This window comes from Flammeovirga sp. AWQ4_249, assembly GCF_056161045.1.
The window spans coordinates 152,165-173,802 of sequence record NZ_JBSWYJ010000006.1 but is presented as its reverse complement, the minus strand read 5'-3'; the positions used below and the strand labels follow the sequence as shown (position 1 = coordinate 173,802).

General features: G+C 32.5%; 16 protein-coding genes. 2 read left to right on the top strand and 14 right to left on the bottom strand.

The window, feature by feature from the left end; all coding sequences use genetic code 11:
• Nucleotides 1–99: 99 nt before the first annotated feature.
• The 11 genes from ACXAHM_RS07460 to ACXAHM_RS07410 all read right to left on the bottom strand — a co-directional run bounded on the left by ACXAHM_RS07460 (nucleotide 100) and on the right by ACXAHM_RS07410 (nucleotide 15,597).
• Nucleotides 100–1,752, bottom strand: a complete 1,653-nt coding sequence (locus tag ACXAHM_RS07460) for an apiosidase-like domain-containing protein (protein ID WP_474959789.1) — start codon at nucleotides 1,750–1,752, stop codon at nucleotides 100–102.
• Between the two features lie 31 nt (nucleotides 1,753–1,783).
• Nucleotides 1,784–3,298 carry an alpha-L-fucosidase gene (locus ACXAHM_RS07455; protein WP_474959788.1) on the bottom strand — a complete coding sequence of 505 codons (1,515 nt, stop codon included), beginning with the start codon at nucleotides 3,296–3,298 and terminating at the stop codon, nucleotides 1,784–1,786.
• 237 nt (nucleotides 3,299–3,535) lie between these two features.
• Nucleotides 3,536–5,599, bottom strand: a complete 2,064-nt coding sequence (locus ACXAHM_RS07450; RefSeq protein WP_474959787.1) for a right-handed parallel beta-helix repeat-containing protein — start codon at nucleotides 5,597–5,599, stop codon at nucleotides 3,536–3,538.
• Between the two features lie 28 nt (nucleotides 5,600–5,627).
• Nucleotides 5,628–7,406, bottom strand: a complete 1,779-nt coding sequence (locus ACXAHM_RS07445; RefSeq protein WP_474959786.1) for an arylsulfatase — start codon at nucleotides 7,404–7,406, stop codon at nucleotides 5,628–5,630.
• Between the two features lies 1 nt (nucleotide 7,407).
• Nucleotides 7,408–9,750, bottom strand: a complete 2,343-nt coding sequence (locus ACXAHM_RS07440) for a glycoside hydrolase family 3 N-terminal domain-containing protein (protein ID WP_474959785.1) — start codon at nucleotides 9,748–9,750, stop codon at nucleotides 7,408–7,410.
• A gap of 77 nt (nucleotides 9,751–9,827) precedes the next feature.
• The gene (locus ACXAHM_RS07435) at nucleotides 9,828–12,014 is read right to left on the bottom strand and encodes a glycoside hydrolase family 3 C-terminal domain-containing protein (protein ID WP_474959784.1); all 2,187 of its coding nucleotides are present in this window, start codon (nucleotides 12,012–12,014) and stop codon (nucleotides 9,828–9,830) included.
• 550 nt (nucleotides 12,015–12,564) lie between these two features.
• Nucleotides 12,565–12,921 carry a hypothetical protein gene (locus ACXAHM_RS07430; protein ID WP_474959783.1) on the bottom strand — a complete coding sequence of 119 codons (357 nt, stop codon included), beginning with the start codon at nucleotides 12,919–12,921 and terminating at the stop codon, nucleotides 12,565–12,567.
• A gap of 94 nt (nucleotides 12,922–13,015) precedes the next feature.
• The gene (locus ACXAHM_RS07425) at nucleotides 13,016–13,462 is read right to left on the bottom strand and encodes an alpha/beta fold hydrolase (RefSeq protein WP_474959782.1); all 447 of its coding nucleotides are present in this window, start codon (nucleotides 13,460–13,462) and stop codon (nucleotides 13,016–13,018) included.
• Nucleotides 13,463–13,530: 68 nt separating this feature from the next.
• Complete coding sequence (locus ACXAHM_RS07420; protein ID WP_474959781.1) at nucleotides 13,531–14,190, bottom strand: hypothetical protein; 660 nt, start codon at nucleotides 14,188–14,190, stop codon at nucleotides 13,531–13,533.
• A 415-nt stretch (nucleotides 14,191–14,605) separates the two neighbouring features.
• A complete protein-coding gene (locus tag ACXAHM_RS07415) occupies nucleotides 14,606–15,151 on the bottom strand; it encodes a hypothetical protein (RefSeq protein ID WP_474959780.1) in 546 nt (181 codons plus the stop codon).
• A gap of 32 nt (nucleotides 15,152–15,183) precedes the next feature.
• A complete protein-coding gene (locus ACXAHM_RS07410) occupies nucleotides 15,184–15,597 on the bottom strand; it encodes a hypothetical protein (protein WP_474959779.1) in 414 nt (137 codons plus the stop codon).
• 735 nt (nucleotides 15,598–16,332) lie between these two features.
• Here ACXAHM_RS07410 and ahpF point away from each other — a divergent pair.
• On the top strand, nucleotides 16,333–17,910 hold the full coding sequence (gene ahpF, locus ACXAHM_RS07405) for an alkyl hydroperoxide reductase subunit F (protein ID WP_474959778.1): 1,578 nt from the start codon (nucleotides 16,333–16,335) through the stop codon (nucleotides 17,908–17,910).
• Nucleotides 17,911–18,026: 116 nt separating this feature from the next.
• On the opposite strand, the gene ACXAHM_RS07400 is transcribed toward ahpF, so the two are convergent.
• On the bottom strand, nucleotides 18,027–18,542 hold the full coding sequence (locus ACXAHM_RS07400; RefSeq protein WP_474959777.1) for a hypothetical protein: 516 nt from the start codon (nucleotides 18,540–18,542) through the stop codon (nucleotides 18,027–18,029).
• Nucleotides 18,543–18,722: 180 nt separating this feature from the next.
• Nucleotides 18,723–19,151 (bottom strand): hypothetical protein, encoded by a 429-nt coding sequence (locus ACXAHM_RS07395; RefSeq protein WP_474959776.1) that lies wholly within the window; start codon nucleotides 19,149–19,151, stop codon nucleotides 18,723–18,725.
• Nucleotides 19,152–19,957: 806 nt separating this feature from the next.
• Between ACXAHM_RS07395 and ACXAHM_RS07390 the strand changes: the two genes are divergently transcribed.
• A complete protein-coding gene (locus tag ACXAHM_RS07390) occupies nucleotides 19,958–20,371 on the top strand; it encodes a LexA family protein (protein ID WP_474959775.1) in 414 nt (137 codons plus the stop codon).
• Between the two features lie 107 nt (nucleotides 20,372–20,478).
• Here ACXAHM_RS07390 and ACXAHM_RS07385 read toward each other — a convergent pair whose 3' ends face one another.
• Nucleotides 20,479–21,591 carry a GIY-YIG nuclease family protein gene (locus ACXAHM_RS07385; RefSeq protein ID WP_474959774.1) on the bottom strand — a complete coding sequence of 371 codons (1,113 nt, stop codon included), beginning with the start codon at nucleotides 21,589–21,591 and terminating at the stop codon, nucleotides 20,479–20,481.
• Nucleotides 21,592–21,638 lie beyond the last annotated feature (47 nt).

Genomic DNA, 21,638 nt, shown 5'->3' with positions numbered 1-21,638 from the left:
TTTTATCCTATTGTTTTTTAATATATCTACACCTTTTAAATAAAAAGAACTCTACCTAATTTAGATAGAGCTCAATTGTTTGATATAGTTTACAATTTTTTATATGGATTTTTCTTTCAAGTTTCTTATGATCAATATAACATCGGCTTCACCTTCCCAAGGTCTTTCTTTCCAAAAATTGAAAGACTTTCGATCGTATTTTACTTCTTCTGTCATTTCTCCTGTTAAAGTATTGAACCACTGTTGAGTGGCATTGTCTGCACTAAATGCTTTCTTCAGGATTTGATTAGAACCCACCCAATTGTTTTCCTTAGGAATATACATTAATACTTCTCCATCAATCTTACTAGTAAGATTATAACCACTAGAATTAAACCAAGTCATAGGTTCCATGTTTTCAAAATGTACAGACTCAAAAAGAGTTCTCATGTATTTGAAGTATTCAAAATGTGGCTTCATAAAATTATCAGCCTGTTCAAAGGGGTTGTGAATCACAACATTCCAAGAAGCACCCTGCCAATAATATGTTGTATAACCACCTGCAAATAAACACATGTAATTTCTTCTTAGACAAGCTTCTGCATTGACATAAGCCCCAGGAAAAACAACGAATGGAGATTCTTCATAACCTCCATGTTCAATGTTAAAAATAGGTTTATCTGGAAAATCATTTTTAGCATTCATCATATTTTGATACAAAGTATGTTGCCAATTTTGCATTGAAATAAAGTCAACTTCTTCAGGGTGATTTTTACAAAAACCATAATCATGTACTGACACCAAGCGGTTGAATGCATCTAATTTTCTGGTTCTTTCTATTCGTTCAGAGATATATTCCTTTGTGGCTCTTCCGTAAAAAAGAGCCTCCTTAGAAACATCCCATACAATATTAGGAAAAGCTTGATAACGTTTGATGACATAATCATAATATCGATTGTCTTCAACAGTATTCATATCAGGCCAACTAACCATTTTGTTCCAAACATAAATCATTAGATGGCTAATGATTTCTTGATCATGCATTTCAGCTATTACTTTATCAAAATGATTGAAAAAGTGCATATTTAAACTACTAAAATCAGGGTTTTCGTTTGAACCTAAAAATGGGAACATATCTTGTTTTCCTCCATATTCAAATTCAGGGTATGCTGATAATAAGGAATCCTTAGGCCATGAAACATCATGAGAATAGACATTCATTACTACCTGATTGAAACCGTTTTTATTTAAAAGAGAAAGTAAATGCTTTGTCTTTGTAAGTTCTTCCTTTTCATAATCCAACGCAAATAGCCAATCGCATTCAAATGCTAGATTAAAGTAATGTGATCCATCTTCATAGAATAAACGGTCTTTATTATTTTCATTTAATACTATTCCTCCTTTTCTGTTTTCTTTATCATTTTCAGTTACTGTGATCTTCCCTTTTTTTCCTTTCAATTGCTTTATATTTGAGGTGAGCACAAATGTTTTTTCACCAATTGTACTACTTGAATATCTCAATATATATTCGCCATTTCCATTATAAAACAAAGGGATTTTTTGTTCCAGATTATCAGAAGAAAATAGGGCATAAACTTCTTTCTCAAATGGGTTATTTATCTTGGGATTTACTTTAAAAGAAATATCGTTAACCTCCCATTGCTTTAGTGTCACACCTCTTTTTACTTCTGAAGACTTCCACTTTGTAATTTGTCCAAAAGAGATTGTCGATAAGAATAAAAATGTGATTAGAAAATAATATAGCTTCTTCATTTTATTAATTGGTATTCTTGTTATCATTTCATTATAGTACATTTCCTTCTAATTCAAGTTTAAAAGCAAATGCATGTTCTAAATTCTTTTGTGCAGGTAATGTCAATTCTAATCCATTATTTTTCATTTCCCACTTTACATTTTCATGCGAACCTAATAGGCTTATTTTTTGAATTTTCTTTTGGAGTAATCCTTCTTTTAACGCTAGACTTTTGATAAGTAATTTTCCATTTTTTGGCCAATCCAAAGCAATTGCATAAAGATTATTTCCATTTTTGGTAAATCGTATATCTTGAGCAACAGCTTCTGGGTTCTTATTTTCACTAAGATGTCCTTCCACAATTTTTTGAGGTCCCTCACCATAAACTTTCCAAGCACGTGTATTGTAAATTGCTTCTCCATTAGTTTTCAACCATTGCCCCATTTCTAAGAGTCGATCTTTTACTTCAATAGGAATTTCACCATTTGCTTTTGGAGGGATATTAAGTAGCACTGCTCCATTCTTAGAGACTACATCTACCAAGAAATCAATTAAACGATTGGTAGATTTATAATTAGGGTCATCTATATGGCACCATGCTTTCCAATCTACAGAATCATCTGTTAACCAAGGAAAGTCTTTTTTCTCACTCATCCTCGCTCTTTCTAAATCCAAAACGGCTGTACCTTCTTTTAGATCTTCAAATTTGTAAGTACAAACCACTTCCTTATTCCATTTTAATGCATTATTGTAATAATTTGAAAGGAACTGTTTTCTATATTCTTCACCAATAATATCCATTCGGTTATCAAACCATATAATATCTGGTTGATACTTTTCCATCAACTCATTTAATCTTGCTAACCATTCTTGATTAAACTTAGCATCTGGTAAAGGGTCACTTTTAATTTTTGCCATTTGAAAGGTTCCTTTTGGCGTATAAGGACCATATAAACCTTCATTTTTAGAATCACCTGCATCAGTATTTTTATCCCAGGTTGGATACCATGCGTACATCCAATGGCGATGATATGTGGCTATGAACTTCATGTCTTGTGCACGAATAGCTTTTGCCATTTCACCTACAATATCTCTTTTGGGTCCCATGTCAACAGCATCCCATTGTGTTAAATCACTATCCCACATGGCAAATCCATCGGCATGTTCTGCTACAGGACCTGCAAATTGTGCTCCTGCCTTTTTAAAAAGTTGAGCCCATTCTTCTGCATCAAATTTCTCGCCTGTGAACATAGGAATAAAGTCTTTGTATCCAAACTGGTCCACCGTACCATATTTCTCTTCATGATACTTTCTAATTTTACTACCTTCTTTATACATATGATGAGAATACCACTCGGTTTCATATGCTGGTACAGCATATGGTCCCCAATGAAAATAAATTCCATATTTTGAATTTTTCCACCATTCAGGCACTTCATATTGCCCTAAGGATTCCCATTCTGGAGTATACAAAGAAGGTTTTGCTACTTCTTTTGTTGATTTGGGTGTATGACATGCATTGAGTATAAAAAGACCTATTAGAAGAAGTAATGATTTTAATTTCATGACAAATTAATTTTGGTTGTTAGTAACTTTATTTACTTACAAAGAGGGAATTAGATAGTATCAAAAAACTTAAATTCAGTCAAAAAAAAGAAAAATTATATAGCTAAATAAAGGGGTGAAATTTGATCGGGGCTTTATTCTATAGCATTTGTAATTCATTATTACTTCGTAAAAAAAGGTTCAATAGCTTTAACACTATTGAACCTTTCACATTTCTGATTAATGTGTATTCTTTCTTTATTTACTCTCTTTTGATTTCAAGTTTTTCTCCATTACTTTTTTCCAATCTCTAATCTTTGCATTGGGAACAATTGCTCCAATAATATTTCCTTTGATTGGGTTGCCAAAAAAGTCTTTTTTCACTTCGAGTCCTCCAAAATAAATTCCATATTCAGTATCATCAGAATTCAATTTTTGGATAGGTTGTCCATTAGAAACTAAAGCGGTATTAGTAGGCACAAAATCAGCAGCATCGGATCCACTTTCATTCACAAATTCAGGGTTTCCTCCTAAAGCATTTTCATCCCAATATCCTTCGTCCAAAGCATTGGCTACTTTAGTATACTTATCTACACCATTTTGATTATACAATAAGTAGATATTATTTTTCATGACAAGTTCCATTTTTGCTAGTTCTTGTTCATTCATAGGACGGGTAGTAGCTGCTACTGTACCTGCTAAACCTTTTCCTTCTTTTCCTAACACCTTAGCACCTTTTTTGGGGGCATCTGATACTTTAAAATCAAAGGCTGCATCATATGCTTCTCCATCTTTCCAACGGTGTAACGACCAACCTCTATTTCCTTTTTCTTCCATCCAGAATATATTATTCATCATAACAATTCCTTCATTGGAAGTAGAGATATTAAATACATTCGGATTTTTATAAGGCTTATTTCCTTCTATTGTATTGATGATTGTATTATTGTAGATGTACGTATTGTATGGACCAATGTATTTTTTATCATGATTATGACCATTTACAGTAACGATTGCTCCTGGCGTACCTACCTTACCCCAAAAATCTTGAGCAGGATCTTTAAGATTTCTCCATCCATCATTTACACTTACATTAAAACGATAAGAACAATTATAATTCAATCCTAAAATCTCGATAAAACCACCCGCATTATAACGACTCAAGTTATTTTGTATGACTACATTTTTACAGTTAAAGTCAATGTGTGCTCCACAACAATCTGCAATACCTTGAGCCCCTTCAAAAGTATTGTATTCAAAAAGGAAATTTTGTAAACCCCAAGTCCACATACCGCTACCTCTACCCCACTTACGTTTATCATTACGATTTCCCGATTCTGTAATTCTACTGTATTTTAAGTGACTATCATTACATCTATTGAATTGCATGCCAGGTCCACCAGATTGAAATACTGTACAATGTTCAATTTTTACACCACTAACATTTCTTGGTTTACTGCCATCAATTTTTCCAGCACCTTTGAAACGAATACCCATCTGACTTACATTTTGAACAGTAACATGTTCGACAGTCACTTCTTGAATTCCTTTTCCTTTCTTTAAAACTTGACCAAAGATTCCCCATCCCCATCCAGCATTGTCATTCATATTCCATTGGCGACAAGCTCTTGATTGAGAAGCTTTATTCATTAAAAATACATCATAAATATCTACATTTGATATTGTGAAATCTTTCATCAAACTATGGGTATGTTCCTCATTTGAAACGATACGAATACCATATCTTTGGTCCTTATTTTTGTCATTCTTTCGAATCATAAAAGTTTCATTTTCAGGACCACCATTACCAGTCATTTTAAGGTCAGTGATGATAACATTGGATGTGTTTTGTATCCAAATTCCTGCTGGATACCCTTTAAAATCAATGGTTGCTTTTCCCTTTCCATAACTACCAATGTGAATTTTTTTAGTCGTTTCTTTCGCTGAATTGAGATTAATCAACTCAATTGTACCCACATAGGTTTGATTTCCCTTCAGTAATATTTGATCTCCAAAAGAGATTTTCATTTTCTCTAATTGAGCTAAACTTTTTAATGGTTTGTCTACTGATAAACCTTTGTTTTTATCATTTCCTTTTTTAGCGTCTATATAAATTGTTCTGTCAAATTTTATTTTCGAATTATAATTAATCGAATTATTTGTTTCAGGTTTATCAAACACAAAACCATTTGGAGCAATAGGTATATCTTCAATAATTGGAGCATCTGCAGCCTTAGCTTCGGCACTTTCCAGTTGTACTTGAGCATTCACATTAAAGGAAATACACAATACTACGAATAGGTATTTAATATTGGTTTTCATTGCTTATAAGTTTAATTATTCATTTCTATTAAATTGTTTCTCCTAAAAAGGAAACATATGTATAATACACTCCATATGATTTTTCACCTTCGACAAAATCATTGGTCAATAAAGTTTTACCCTTCTCTAATTGAATTTTAAAGTTGACTTCTTCTTGCCCATCTAAAATTTCTTTTTCCAAGATTTGATTGGCAATTCTGATTCTTACTTTTTGAGGATTTATCTTATGATATGTGTATAGATTTTTAGGATTTACTGCAGGTATTCCATTTATTGGACCAGTACATTCTAATGGCCATCTTCTACAGGAAATTTTATAATACCCTTTCTTTTCTACTGCTATCGCATGAGTATTATTCTGGTTTTTAATTCCATCCGCTACCTGTTGACATTTCCAAATTCCTTTATCTTCGCCGATAGCATGCTGGATTGTCAATTTTATTTTCTCTTGAAATTTGTTTCCAATGATTTGAACAGGTAATTCTTTTATTTTTGAAGTATGGTTCACATCCTTCCAAAATGAATGGTTCATGCGTTTTAATTTTTCAACTACCCTTTCATTTTCAGAAGCAATATTTTCACTTTGTTTCTTATCCTTATTGATATCATAAAGTTGATCTCCATTTATCAATCGCCATTCATTATATATTATACAACTTTTCGCAATCTCTTCAGGAACTCTCCAATCTTGACGATTATGAATAAAGATAGCACGCTCTTCTTCTATGGATTTGTTCCTAAAAAGTGGAGCGATATCAATTCCATCCAATTGAATATCCTTGGGTAAATTAATACTACATAGGTTTGTTAATGTAGGCAGAAGATCTACATGAGCAACCGCAGTAGTTATGTCTTTACCGCCTTCTATCTTTCCTTTTGGCCATTTGATAAAAAATGGAACGCGATGTCCACCCTCTTTTTTGTCCCCTTTTATACCTTCCAAACCCATATTATATCCTCTTTTTCCATCACGAGAATATCCAAATCGAGTACCATTATCACTCATGTAAATAATAATCGTATTCTCCTCTAACTTCCGTTTTTTTAGAAATTGTCTTAGTTTACCAAAGTTTTCGTCGATATTGGCTATCATTCCATATAGGTTCGCATCTACAATTTCAGACTCTTCAAGCTTTCGGTAGGGGGCAGCATATTTTTCATCAACAATCAATGGATCATGCGGAGCATTTAGTGGTAAATAAATAAAAAAAGGTTCCTCCTTATTTTCATCGATGTATTTCATGGTTTCCTTAAACCAAATATCAGTACAATATCCTTCAAATTGTTGTGGTTGATTATTGACATAATATACATCATCAAAATAGCTATTTCCCCAATAATCTGATAACTCTCCTATTCCTCCAGCTAGATGATGAATGGCATAATCAAATCCTGAGTCTGTAGGTCTTGATGGGTAATTATCTCCAAGATGCCATTTTCCAAAAAGGGCAGTTTTGTATCCATTTTCCTTAAAAATATCAGCTATTGTGGGAGTATTTCCGTCAATTATATCTCTCCCTTTGTAGGTCGCCCATGCACCATTATTGATAGGGTATAGTCCTGTCATAATTGATGCTCTTGTTGGTGTACAAAGCGGACTCACATGAAAATCTGTGAACCGAACTGCTTCTTCATAAAATTTATCAATGTTAGGCGTCTTTAACCATGGATTGCCATGACACCCCAAATCACCTATCCCTTGATCATCTGTTAGAATTAATATAACATTGGGTTTCGATTGTCCCCATAAATTCAACTGAAAAAAGAAAACTAGTAATAATGATATACTAAAAATCAAATTCTTCATTTTACTTCATTTTTACTGTTTTACTTAGCTCTTTTATCTCACAAGTAGAGAAAAATTGTTCCCTGCCCTTTATAAGTTCTAAAGTATTTCCTTCAAATTTTATTTCTTTCTCTAATCGAATATCTGTTGAGGACGCTCCAATTTTAATCTTATAGTTTCCACCTTCTACAATCCATTTATCGTTTTTATACTGTGCTAAAAGTTGGGGAGAAAGGTGAAATACCAATTCTTTACGTTCTCCTTTTTCAAGATTAATTCTTTGAAAACCTTTTAATTGAATAGGTTTCATTGTTGAATTAGCATCCATTGGAGAAATGTAAAGTTGGACAATCTCATCTCCTGATCTATCCCCTACATTGGTAATCGAACATCTTATTTCGAAATCATCCTCTTGGAGAGAGATTTTCTTTTTCATTTTTAAGTTATCGTAATGAAAATTGGTATAGGAAAGGCCATAACCAAAAGGATATTGAATCCCACTATCATTGTTGTAACCTAATTTATAATCGATTTCTCTTTTTTCTTGCGTACTCGGATAGCTTACAGCCAACTTACCTGAAGGATTGACTTTTCCAATAAGTATATCAGCAATGGCATTTCCTCCTTCTTCACCAGGAAACCAGACATTTAATATGGCAGCACATTTATCTTCAAACTTACTGATTACTTGTTGTCTACCTCCAAAAATTACTAGAACCACTGGTTTTCCGGTTGCAATTAATCGTTCAACAAAAGCTTCTTGATCACCTGGTAAGCCAATTCCTTTTCTCCATCTACCTTCACCATTTAAGTAAATATTTTCACCAACAGCAGCTATGATAACATCACTTTTTTTCGCGATATGAATTGCATTTTTCAGATTAGGCTGTGGTAATCCTTGGATAGAAATCAGTTTTAATTTACCAAGACGATCATCTCCAAAAGTTGCCGTATCTACTTTTGCTTCTAATGATGCACTCCAATCACACCCTCTTTCATGCATTATTTTCACTTTCGGATCTAACCTATTTTCTAACCCTTCCTTTAGTGTCACTAATTTAGGGTTCAATGCATCAAACATGTCACTTTTCCAAAAAGCTCTCATTGCTTGATAAGTATAGTCTCCTAACAAGCCATGAACTGTTGCTGCATTTGGACCTACTAAAGCAATTTTTTTAATTTCATTAGTTAGAGGAAGGATTCCATTATTCTTTAACAAAACGATAGACTGCGTCGCTGCTTTATATGCTAATTTTCTATTTTCAGGAGCATCAAAGTCTAGAGGTCCATCTTTACCAATTATTGGTTTTTCATCCAATAAACCTAATCGAGCTTTCATTGCTAAAGAGCGTCTTACAGCAGTATCTATTAGTGCTTCCGTCACTAATCCTTTTGCTAAAGCTTCTTTTAATAAAGGATATGTCATCGGTGATGATAATTCTATATCTACACCAGCATTTAATGCCATTGCCCCTGCTGTCATTGGATCAGCTGCTCGCTTATAACGTTTATAGACCATATTGATCGCTCCATAATCACTCACTACCAAACCATCAAAGCCAATTTCTTTACGAAGCATTTGATCCAACATTGTTGGGTTTACAGTTACTGGTAATGCTTTATACACTCCATAGGAAGGCATCACACTTTTTGCTCCTCCTTCTTTGATGCACGCCTCATGTGGCATTAAATATTCTTCATATAATTCTTTTGCAGCATTATTTTTTGTGCCATACCCAGCAAAATGTTTTACTGTAGCAGCCACTCCTGTTTTTAGGTCATTTCCTTGAAGACCCTTTACAAAAGCTACACCCATTTTTGATGTTAAGTAAGCATCCTCACCATAACTTTCTTGATGTCTATTCCAATGTGCTGTTCTACTGATATCCAACATAGGTGATAGCGCAAAGGTTGCACCCGCTTCTCTCATACTTTTAGCGGTAGATGCCGTCATTTTTTCTACCAATTCAGGGTTCCAAGTACATCCTATACCTATTTGTTGAGGATAAGTAGTGGCACCTAGAGTAGCAAAACCAGTAATAGCTTCTTCATGAAAAATCGCAGGGATCTTTAGTCTTGTTTCATTCATTAAGTAATGCTGAACTTCTCGAACTACATCTCTTAATTCTTCTGCTTCTAATTTTTGTCCTGTAGAAAATTGACAAAAATGACCAATTCCGTAGGGTATATGTTCCCTGCATTTTTCAATAGAAATCTTACCATCTTCCATGATATCTCGTAATCGAGTACCTTGGATCTGGGCTAATTTTTCATCAAGCGTCATTTGTGCCATCAAGGATTCCACTTTCATGTTTACCTCTTCGGTGATTAATGATTCTTGTGCTTGAATTTGTTGTAGTGACAAATAAAATATTACTACTACTAAACCTATATTTTTACAGTAAGAGAGCATCTTAATTTCGAATAAATGATCAAAAAATCTTAGTGAATTTGAATGGTATTAGATTGGAAATTTGCACCTAGGTTATAACTCCTTTGCATAGGTGATGCATTACCAATTGTGACTTTTAATTCCCCTTTAGGATCAATCGCTTCCCCTTTTGTATTGAAAATTTGTCTATCTAATTGTGTAACTGTAAATACAATTTCTTTTGACTCTCCTGGAGCTAATTGTACTCTTTCAAATCCTTTTAAAGAATGGTTTGGTGTATCAAACTTTACATCATACTCAGATAAATACAATTGAACCACTTCTTCGGCATCTACTAACCCTTTATTAGTCACTTGAATACTTACTTTTAAATCATCGTCTTTTTTGATTTTATCTTTTTGGAATTTCATTTCACTAAAATCAAATTGGGTATAGGACATTCCAAAACCAAAGGGATACATAGGTTCTTTGTCCATGTAGCGATATGTTCTTCCTTTCATTGTATAATCTTCATATGCAGGAAGCTGATCCAAAGATTTAGGAAATGTGATGGGTAATTTTCCTGAAGGAGACGCTTCACCAAATAAGATATTACCAATTGCTTCACCACCTTCTTGACCTGGATACCAAGCAAATAAAATAGCATCTGCAATTTCTGCAATCTCCGTTAGATTCATTGGGCTTCCTCCAGTTAATACGACGATTAAGGGATTGTTTTTATTTTTATTTTTAATTTTCTTCAAGTAATTAATTTGATTTTCAGGAAGGTCTATACTCAAGCGATCTCCTTTCATAGTAGACGCAATTGCTTCCCCTTCTTCACCTTCAATCAAACCTGAAATACCCATTACTGCTATACAAGCTTTTGCATTTGCAGCCGCTCCTGTTGACCAATCTATTGGATTATTATTTTCTCGGTCTAACAAGATTCCTTGTTTATAATTAATACTTGTTCCTAATCCAGCACTTCCTACAATCCCTTCTAAAATGTTAGTCATATGACTAGTCACTCCATAATAGTTCCCCAATAATACCTCACTGTTATTTGCACTAGGGCCAACAACATATAAGTTTTTAATGTCTTTACTTAATGGTAATACATTATTTTTATTTTGTAATAAAACAATTGATTTCAACGCTGCTTCATAAGCAATTTTTCGGTGAGCTTCGCATTCTATAGTATCAGGACTTATTTTGTTGTATGGATTAATTTCTTCTGGATCCAACAAACCTAATTTGATTCGCGTCTCCAATAAATTTCTCAAACGATCATCAACCTCATTTTCAGTAATTAATCCTTGTTGGACCGCAGCCACTATATTTTTCTTGTAAACAGCTCCACAATTTAAATCTGTACCAGCCTTAATTGCTGCAGCTGTGGCTTCCACGCCATTTTTATATACTTTATGGTTTTCATAGAAGTCTTTAATTGCTCCACAGTCGGATACAACGTGACCTTGAAAATTCCATTCATTTCTTAAAATATCATCTAATAATAATTCACTTCCACAAGCAGGATCTCCAAAAACTCGATTGTAAGCACCCATCACAGCTTCAACATTTCCTTCTTCTACAAGAACTTTAAATGCTGGAAGATACGTTTCTCTTAGATCTTGTAAAGTTGGAACCGCATCAAATATATGACGGTCTACTTCAGGTCCTGAATGTACAGCATAATGCTTTGCACAAGCTGCTGCTTGCAAATATTTTTCATGATTTCCCTGCAAACCTTGTACATAGTTCAAACCAATCTGTCCAGATAAATAAGGATCTTCTCCATAGGTTTCTTGTCCTCTTCCCCAACGAGGATCTCTATAAATATTTACATTAGGTGACCAGAAAGTTAGACCTGCATATCTTCCTCGATTTTCTAATGCTTGTGAAAGCATAAATTTTGCTCTTGCTTCAGCTCCAATCGCTGTTCCAATATCATTAATTAATGCTTTATCAAAAGTTGCCGCTAAACCAATAGCTTGAGGAAATACAGTCGCACGACCATTTCTAGCAACTCCATGAAGGCTTTCATTCCACCAATTGTAAGTAGGTATTTGCAATCTTTGAATACCTGTACTTACATCTATCATTTGAGAAGCTTTCTCCTCTAAAGTCATTGCATTTAGTAAGGCATCAATTCTTTCATTAGTATCTCTGTACGGATCAAGCCATATAAATTCTTCTTGTGCTTGTGTCTCTATGAAAACTAGGCATAAACTAAAAACGATCAGTAATTTCCTCATGTTGCTATTGGAAGTCAGTTTTAAAATAACATTCAACCAAAAATATAAGAATCATCGTTAATGAATAGGGGGAGTTTACACCATAATAAAGGGGGAATTCATTATTATATTGTATTTCAATATATTATACACCGTTAAAACATAAAAGATTTCAATTACATCATTTTCATCTTCTCCTTATTCCATTAAATTATTGAAGACAATGAGAGCTTAGTTATTGTTTTTCGATTCATTGATATAGTGTAAAGATTAAGTGCATAATTCTTTATTTTACTTACTAAATCTATCAAGGTATTTCTTTTTAAAGGTTCATTATGTTTGTCTTCTAAATCAGCCAATAATTCATGAATGAGCTTTACAAATTCATTAAATTTGCTATCTAACCATTTTGCTTTACATTCATCATCCATGACATTTTTTGATTCAGCATAGATAGAAATCCTCCATTCAAATAAACATTTGCAACCTTTATCTTATGAGATCCTGTCTGAATAATCAATAAGTGCTTCAAAGGATTCAGTAAAAAATGAAGCATTTACATGTAAGATCATTAATCTATTAAGATGCCTTTTTTATTTTTCAATTTTAGTTGCTGTCCATTTTTCAGCACACCTATGCCATTAGATAATTTTACGGCATTAAATTGACTTTCATCTATGTTATTATTATTACCAAAATAGATAATTGTGTAATCTTTATCGTAGTTATTTTCAATTACTATTTCATGATCTTGTTTGATGAGATGTTTATAACCGATGATATAAAAATTATCCTTTTCAATGGCAAATATTTTACCTTCTATATTTTCATTATTAACAATAACTGATTGATCTGAAATTTCACCTTTATTTTCAACAGCTAGATTACTCAATAATTTTTCCGATATTTTAAAGTTAGATTTGTACATAATTGTATAGTTTATGTATAGTTTCATTTAAGTTTGTCTTTCTATTTAACTTAAAATCGGTTGTATAGTGGGTATAAATACTGTTTTTTCTATATCAAAAATCAGTTGTATTAAAGAATTTCAATACATTTTTGTTAAATATCAATGCCTGTTCCCATGGTGCATAATGAGTAGCTTCCGGAATAATGAGTAATTCAGCATTAGGAATTGATTCCATAATTAATTTAGAATGTTCAGGAAGGATGAAATCCTTTGCACCCGCGATGACAAGTACTTCGTTTTTTAAAGTCTTTGTTTTATAGCCCACTGAAGAAAAAACAATTAAACTATCTGCAAATTCCTCAGGTAACTCTATTGCAAAACTTCCATCTTCTTTTGAAACTGTTCCGTAAGGTGAATTGGGAACGCCAATATTGCAATAAGCGACCACAGTAGTATCACTCTTTACAATGCCTGAAGAGATTCTATGCTGAGAAAAAGTGCTTAAACTAATGAATAATATGAAAAAGAGTAGTACGTTTAGTTTTAGTAATTGATGCATTTTTAGTTCTGAAAATATCTAACTCAAACCAAAAGAATCAGTATTAATTACTTCACTATCGTCAGCCTTTATGGCTTTTTCTTGAGTAAATGAGATTTTACAATCCATGAGATCGAAAAAGCCTCAATCGCTATAAATTCAAAAACAAAAATATAATTAAAAGGTGCTTCTTTGCCTTGATATACTACAGCCATTATGATGATAAGTAAAACGGATAACCAAATAATTATTCCGACTCCTTTGTATAAAAATGTGTTTCTTTTATTATTTTCTGATAATGTAAACTTGAAAAAAGAGATGATTCCCATACAAATTATAAAAAATATGGCTGCTATATTATGAGTCCATAATTTGAAAGCATTATCAGAATGACCGTATAAAAGGTCCACATAGATTTTAGACACTTCATCCGTTGCACTCGTTGGGACACCAACTACAATTAATCCTAAAATACCAGCTATTGTGGTCAATAAATTATCACTCCATCTTTCATTTTCCTTTTTTTCGTATCCTCTATAACTAATAAGTAAAATGGAAAAAGTAGCGACAATTACTGTGAAAAATAAGACCGATTTTGTATAATAATATTGGCTAAATGAACTCAGTTGTACAAAATGATTACCCCAGAGTAATAGCCAAGGCAATAAAAAACTGAGGGCACCAATCGTCAATCTCTGAATGTATAATTCTTTCTTAAATTTTTCTTGAAAAGAGTTGTTCGTTATCATTATAGCTATAATATTATTGCTCTATTAATTTATCTGAAAACTTTTGAATATAGAACTTCTTCTTGTCTTTTAGATAATAGCAGAATAAGTAATCATTATTTATGATAATAACAGACTGACATACAATCGTATCTCTAAACTTAGAATTCGTTTTTAAAAGTTGGTTTAATGCACTTGATGACAATCCATTTTTTACAAATGTAAAAGTTGTTGAGTTTAGTACTGTTTTAAAATAGACTATATCAGTAAAGGGATTAATAATTTTCAGTTCCGGATTTTCAATACCTCCCAAAGTTATCCCATTATTTCCAGAAACATTATATACACTTACTCCCAGATCTGTTCTCGATAATTTATTAAAAAAATGTTTACTTTTTGATAAAGTTCTTAGAGTAGTATCTGAAAAAATATTGCCTCATTTTTTTAGCATCAATGGAGTTGATTTCCAATTTATATCACCTTTCTCATTTCCTTCAAAAGTATTTAATAGTACATTCTTTTTTAGATCTTTAATACTAAGAGAAATTTCCGAACTATTCCCTACCAACTGGTATAGTTGATCTCCTCTAATATAGGAGTTAGACTTGGCATACAGTGAGTTTTCAGGTAACTCATGTGGAGAAGATTCCATCCTAAAACTATGATTATCAAGATTGATTGTGATGAGCTTCGTATCCTCTTTTTCATGATCCAAAGTAATAATCAATTTATTACCGATACAGTACAGTTTGTGTTTTCGTGATGATTGATAAAGAGTAGTTAACTGTTTATTCTCAATTTTTTGAATATTTAATAACGTCCCTTGATAATCTTTTGCAGTCTCTAATAATACATCAAATAAAGTTCTCTTTTCTCTATTTTCGAAGTTGTAAGAAGATAAATCTATATCTGTAGTTTTAGTTAATTTATTACCTGTAAACTCATGAATTTTTATAATAGAACTTGAATTTTTTAAGGTCAATAAATGAAACTTATTATTGTAATAAATAGATTCTAAATACTTTCACCTTTTAATTTAATAGGAATTGAAACTTCTTTACTATTATTATTGAGTAATGATTTTGCTAAGAAATGATTCTTCTTTCTATCCGTAAAAAAATAATGATGCCCAAGTGTATCAATATTACAGCCTAAAAGGTTGTTGATTTTTTTATCAGGTATAGATACGGAAAACGTTTCTACTTTAGAGTTATCCGCTTTATCAATATGGTAGCTATAAATGTTATTGTTATTCGTTATATATAGTGCCACCTTATCTTTTCGACTCTCAACAATTGGTACATACTCAACATAAGAAGTATTAAAATAATTTAATAAATCAATCTCCTTTTCAACGAGTATTTCCTGTGCGTAAAGTGAATGAATAGAGAAAATCAAAAAGTAAAAAAATGGAATAAGTACTTTCATTAAGTAAGTTGTTTTAATAGTCATATTATGGATATCCAGTATAAAAAATATGTATATATTCAATAGTCTGCGTATCAAAACTAATTAATATTTTCCTATTTGGATCATTGATTTACTTAGTTTTAATCTAATTTTAGAACGCCATTCAATAAATTTATTAGGGTCAGGATCATTATTTTCAACCAAATAGTAAACTATTCTATGAACCATTCCAGTATATTCTTGATGAAAAAAGTCATCACCTTGAATTCCTATTCCTATACTATTAGCTTAATTTATTACAAAACATTCAATTCTCAATCCTCATTCTAGAGTTCCTAAAAAGCCTTGAAAGGATAAATCCAATCAAGGCTTAGTTAAGCCTATATAACGGATGATGGTCTTTATGCTATAGGTACATGCTATGAAATACTCCCTGAGTTGACAATGTGTTTTTTGTGAATGACAACTCTAATAAAACTATACTCCCTGGAATTCTTCTGTCTATTTGGTGTTCATGAATTAAAATAATGGAAAACCTTTGTATCAGTATTAGAAATTATTAGGATACACCATCTATTAACAATTTATGTCCCTCTATCTATTATTAAAGGGGATTAAATGGGGGCATAAAGAGAACCTATACCATCATAGGAATAATCAATTTTACTAATACTGAATCTCGTAGTACTTTTGTAACGTTATCAATAAAGAAAAAAAGATTTTTCAAAAAATATATATAAAACTTATTCATTCATGTTAGAGCAATCATTAAAAAATCAAGTAGCTGGACTATTCACAAACTTAAAAAGTAATTATACATTCAATGTTGAAGTGGCTGCTTCACATCCAAGCAAAGAATCTTTAGTAAGCTTATTAGAGGACGTTGCTTCATGTTCTGACAAAGTGACTTTAGACGTTAAAGAAGGAGAAGGTCTTTCGTTTACAATCAGCAAAGACGGACAAACAATTGAAAATATTGTTTTCAGAGCTGTACCAACGGGACACGAATTTACAACGTTATTAATGGCTGTTTTAAATATGGAAGGCATCGGTAAAAACCTTCCTGATGAAGCTATCACAGCAAAAATTAAAAGCATTAGCAGTAAAGTAGTCGTTAATAGTTATATCTCATTGACGTGTACAAACTGCCCTGAAGTAGTTCAAGCGTTAAACGTAATGGCTATTTTCAATCCAAATATTGAGCATCATATCATTGATGGCGGTATTAATAAAGAAGAAGTAGAAAGTTTAGGTATTCAAGCAGTTCCTACTGTAACTGCCAATGGCGAGCAATTGCACGTCGGTAGAGCTTCTCTTGGTGAGTTATTAGGTAAAATAGAAAATATCGCAGAGACAAGCTTTGATGCTTCATCTGTAGAAGAACAAGAATATGATGTAGTAGTCGTTGGTGGTGGTCCTGCTGGCGTATCTTCTGCTGTATATTCTGCGCGTAAAGGTTTCAAAGTAGCAGTAGTTGCTGGCGTTATCGGTGGTCAAGTAAAAGAAACTGTTGGTATCGAAAACATGATTTCTACAACAAAGACTACAGGTGCTCAATTAACAGCAGATCTTTACAATCACTTAAAAGATTATCCAATCGATATCTTAGAAAACCGTATGGTAGAAAGCGTAGAGATCGTAGACGGCGTGAAGAAATTGACAACTTCAATGGGCGAACGTTTCTCTACACCTGCATTAATTATCGCTACAGGTGCTAGCTGGAGAAAATTAGGTGTTCCTGGTGAAACAGAATATATCGGTTCTGGTGTAGCGTTCTGTACACACTGTGACGCTCCTTATTTCAAAGGTAAGAAAGTAGTAGTAGTTGGTGGCGGTAACTCTGGTTTAGAAGCTGCAATCGACCTTTCTTCTATCGCTTCTGAGGTGACTGTATTAGAATATATGGATACTTTAAAGGGTGATCAGGTATTACAGGATAAAGTCAATGAGCTTTCAAATGTATCTGTCATCACGAATGCGGAAACACTAAGCATCGAAGGTGATGGTAGCAAGGTCACTGAATTAAAATACAACAATAGAGAAACAGGTGCTGTAGAATCTGTAGTTACGGATGGTGTATTTATTCAAATCGGTCTAAAAGCAAATAGTGATACTTTCAAAGATATCGTTAAAACAAACCGTATGGGTGAGATCGAAGTAGATGCTCACAATCGTACGTCTGTTCCTGGTGTATACGCTGCTGGTGATGTTTCTATCGTACCTTACAAGCAAATTGTAATCGCTATGGGTGAAGGTTCTAAAGCGGCATTATCTGCTTTTGAGGACAAAATCAAAAATAAATTGACGCTTTCTACTCCAGTAGAGGCTTAAAATATATGCATCGTATAATTCATACTTAAAAGAATTTCGAAGCTCTTGTATTTCTATTAGATGAAAAAAAGGCTAGTCTGTGATGGACTAGCCTTTTGTCTTTCATAGTAATAAATTTAATACTCCACTAATTCTTCTTCTTCCTCCTCTTCAAAGCTTTCTTTTACTTTCGCTATTAATATTAAAATCAATATTGCAGTTACATTTATTCCAAAACCTTCTCGTTCTACGACTGTATCTATGGAAAAGGAATATTCAGGACCTAAATTAAAATAGAAACCTGTTTTCCCGCTAAAAAAACGAATATACAAGCTTATGCCAGAGCTTAAGATATAGGTAAATGAATCAGACATCCATACAAGTATTTGTGGGAAGTAAAGGATATAATGAAGCATTGTATTCAATTTACCCTTCCTCAGTTGTACACCTAAACCTACCAAGGCTACTCCATAAAAAAATAAGAGTATGATCGTCATTTTATTAAAGTTCGTCGCCGTATCATACTTGGAGAAAAGAAGCAGTAGCATCAAAAAAATGATGATAATTCCGCCTATTATATCATATGCTATTAATAAATTTTTCTTGAAGTGATCACTCATGTCGTTTGCTAAAGTTTGTGTTTGTACAAACATACTCATTATTATTTGTAGTAGTGAAGTAATTTTTCATTCTTCATCCTTCACTTTTCATTACAAAACTGTGGTCCGTGAGACGTTATAAAGAGCGTCTCTACAAGGGTGTACCAAAAAATAAAGCCCATGATGCTATCACAGGCTCTACATATTTCATTTTTCATCCTTCATTTTTCACTTTTAAGCTTCATGCATAAGGATAAAGTCTTTTTCCTTAATCTCCATCATTTTCTCTTTATCATAAGAAATACTGTGTTTGTCTTTGTGAAGGATCCATTTCACGAGAAACAATTTATCTTCTTGAACCAAAAGAACATTACCATCAGGATATCCTACATCAAAAAGGATCTCGCTTCCTGTTCTTTCCGCTAAAAACTTGATGAAGTTTAATTTCTTTGACTCTTCTGCTTCTGAAGTTGGTAGTACTAAATGTAATTTGGTCAGAAACCCATCTTCAAAATGAAAAGTTTTATAATAAAAAGTGTCTGCGTTGTCTGCCTTTTCTTGTAAGTGCGCTACACTTTCCGAATTATAATGTTCTTTTAAAAGTGTTTCGATGATCATGCCATCCACATAGTTTGTGATGTCAATTGTTAAGTGGTTTTCCATGTTGTTGAATAAATCTATTAAAAAGTACAGTTACATTCCTTAAAAAAATAAATCAATCGTATTAGCAATTTAGTAAGTAGTTATAGTGAGCGATTGAAGACTTATTTTTCTTTCATTTCAATTAAGGATAACGAAATCCTTTTCTTTTCATATACCATATTTATACCAAGTTTTCATTCTGAATTTTGACTTTCATCCAACGGCATAAAACCCTTAACTTTCTCTGTAAAAGAATTTTATTAGAATAATACAATAAAATGTTTCACGTGAAACGTTTCAGTAAAGGTTCATCTCTTATTTATACTAATCCACTTATCTCTCTCATCTTAAATAAGTTATATTACAAATATCATAATGCTCGATTTTGATTGGAAAAGTGATATTTTGATGGCATTACAAATTAAACGCTAGCAAAGTCTTTTAAAGCTAATTATTCTATCTGTTGAGAAAGTTCTTGTAGGAGAAGGTTTTAAAACACCCTCCTAAAATACAATCTAAGAGCTTTTATTAATATAAACGACTCATCACATCATTAACGCTACAAAACGCTCTGAATACGCCTTAAAATCGCTCAGAACAAATCATGGTTCAACCTGTTTGTAGAGTACTATCCACATTGTCATTATAAATCATAAAGATTATTTTTTAAACATTTAATTGTTTATTTATTTAACATTGTGTATTTTTGTAAAAGTAAATTTAGATATCCGTGAAATATCGTATTCAGCCGACTTTGTATGTGAGGCTTAATGATAGTATGTACTATTTCGTAGTTGTAAAATAAGATGTGTTACCCTACAACAGTAATGTTGTATAAAATAAAAGAGATGGGAGAAATTGAGAATTTTGAAATGGACAAGAATGAAGTCACTAGATTTGAAGCAGAATATTTTGAAGCAACAGGATTCCCGAGTCCTGCGAAAGATTTTGCAGAGAATGATATTTCTGCAGACGATATTATCGAAAGAGGATTTAATACTTTCTTCTGTCGCATGAGTCGTGATATTCCAGAGTGGCGTTTGGGGAACGGTGATTTTCTTGTGATCGCTAAAGGTGAAGATTTAAAAACAGGTGACTTCTTTATTGCTTATCAAAATAATGAATTCAGAATATTTAGAATGGCGAATGAAGGCTATTGGTCGTCGCCACATTCTATTTCAAAAAAAGAAATAAAAGTCTGGGGAAAAGTGACACACAGTATCGTGACATTAAAACGATAATGCGTAACAAAGACTCTACCTATTTTTTTCAATCAAAATAAAAGACTCATGTAATTCTTGTGGTAGAAAAACATGAGTCTATTTTTATAATGAAATATATCGATTAATTATTCTTCAGATTGATTTCGTTTCAAAGAAGTAATGTACTCTAAATCTTCTACAGAAGTTTCCATTGATTGGAAATACTCTAAAGCTTCAGGCTCCTCTTGAAAGTTTACCTTTTCTTCTATCTCTTTACAAACCATGATAATTTGATCTAAAGGCAACGCATAGAAATTTTGTTCTAAGTTTACTTTATTTACACTAAACTTTTGAAGTCTTTGTTTTAAGTGATCAAAAAGTTTTTGTGCGTCCGCAGAATTAATCAATGCATGTGTATCATAAGGGAAAGGTGTCGCTCCTTCTTTACTCAACTTTTTTATTTCTTCTTCTGGCGTATCTGATTGTGTCATTCCAATTTTAAAAACACCTTCTCCTAAAGAACCATAGTTTGAAAGAATATATACAAATCCAGAAGTAGTAGAAGAAGACGATTGTCTGTTAGCTCTTTCTATATGTTCCTCTACTCGATTTAATTTTAACTGAACTTGTTGTGCTTGTTTTTCATTGGCTTCATGAATTGCATTTTGAAGGTCACGTTGCAGTTGTATTTTTTCTTGTTGTAAACGCTCAAGCTCTGATTTTACTTTTTCTTGGAAAGTACGTTCCTCCCTCATTTGCCCTTTCAATTCTTCCTGAGATTGACGTTCCAAATCTTTTCTTACAATACCTTCAAACTTTTGGCGTAATGCTTTTTGAGCTACTTTTAATCCGTCTTGATCTTCGTAATCATGAGCAGTACAAAAGTCAAAAATTTCCTCCAGTTTATTTTTCAACTCCACATAATTACTAGCGGTAATTTGAGCGGCTAAAAAATCTACATGATCATTAATGAAACGCTGAGCGACTTGTTGTAAGTGCTGTTCTTTCAATTGGAGTTTATGTTCTAAACCACTAATTGTAGAAGCTAAATTTTCTTCTTTAAGTTTTGCTTCATTTTTATATTCTTGAAAAGTAGTTTCTAATTTTGCATATTCTTCTGCTGCATTATCACGAACGGCAAGTAAGCTTGCTTGTTCATTCAGCTTTTTATTTCTCTTTTTTAAAATAAGAAACTGAATGCCGATGATCAATGATAAAGTAGAAAATGCTCCAACAGCAATTAATAATTCATTCTGCATAACTTGAGATAACAAGGTTAAAAAGTAAAAGTTATTCTATACAAAAT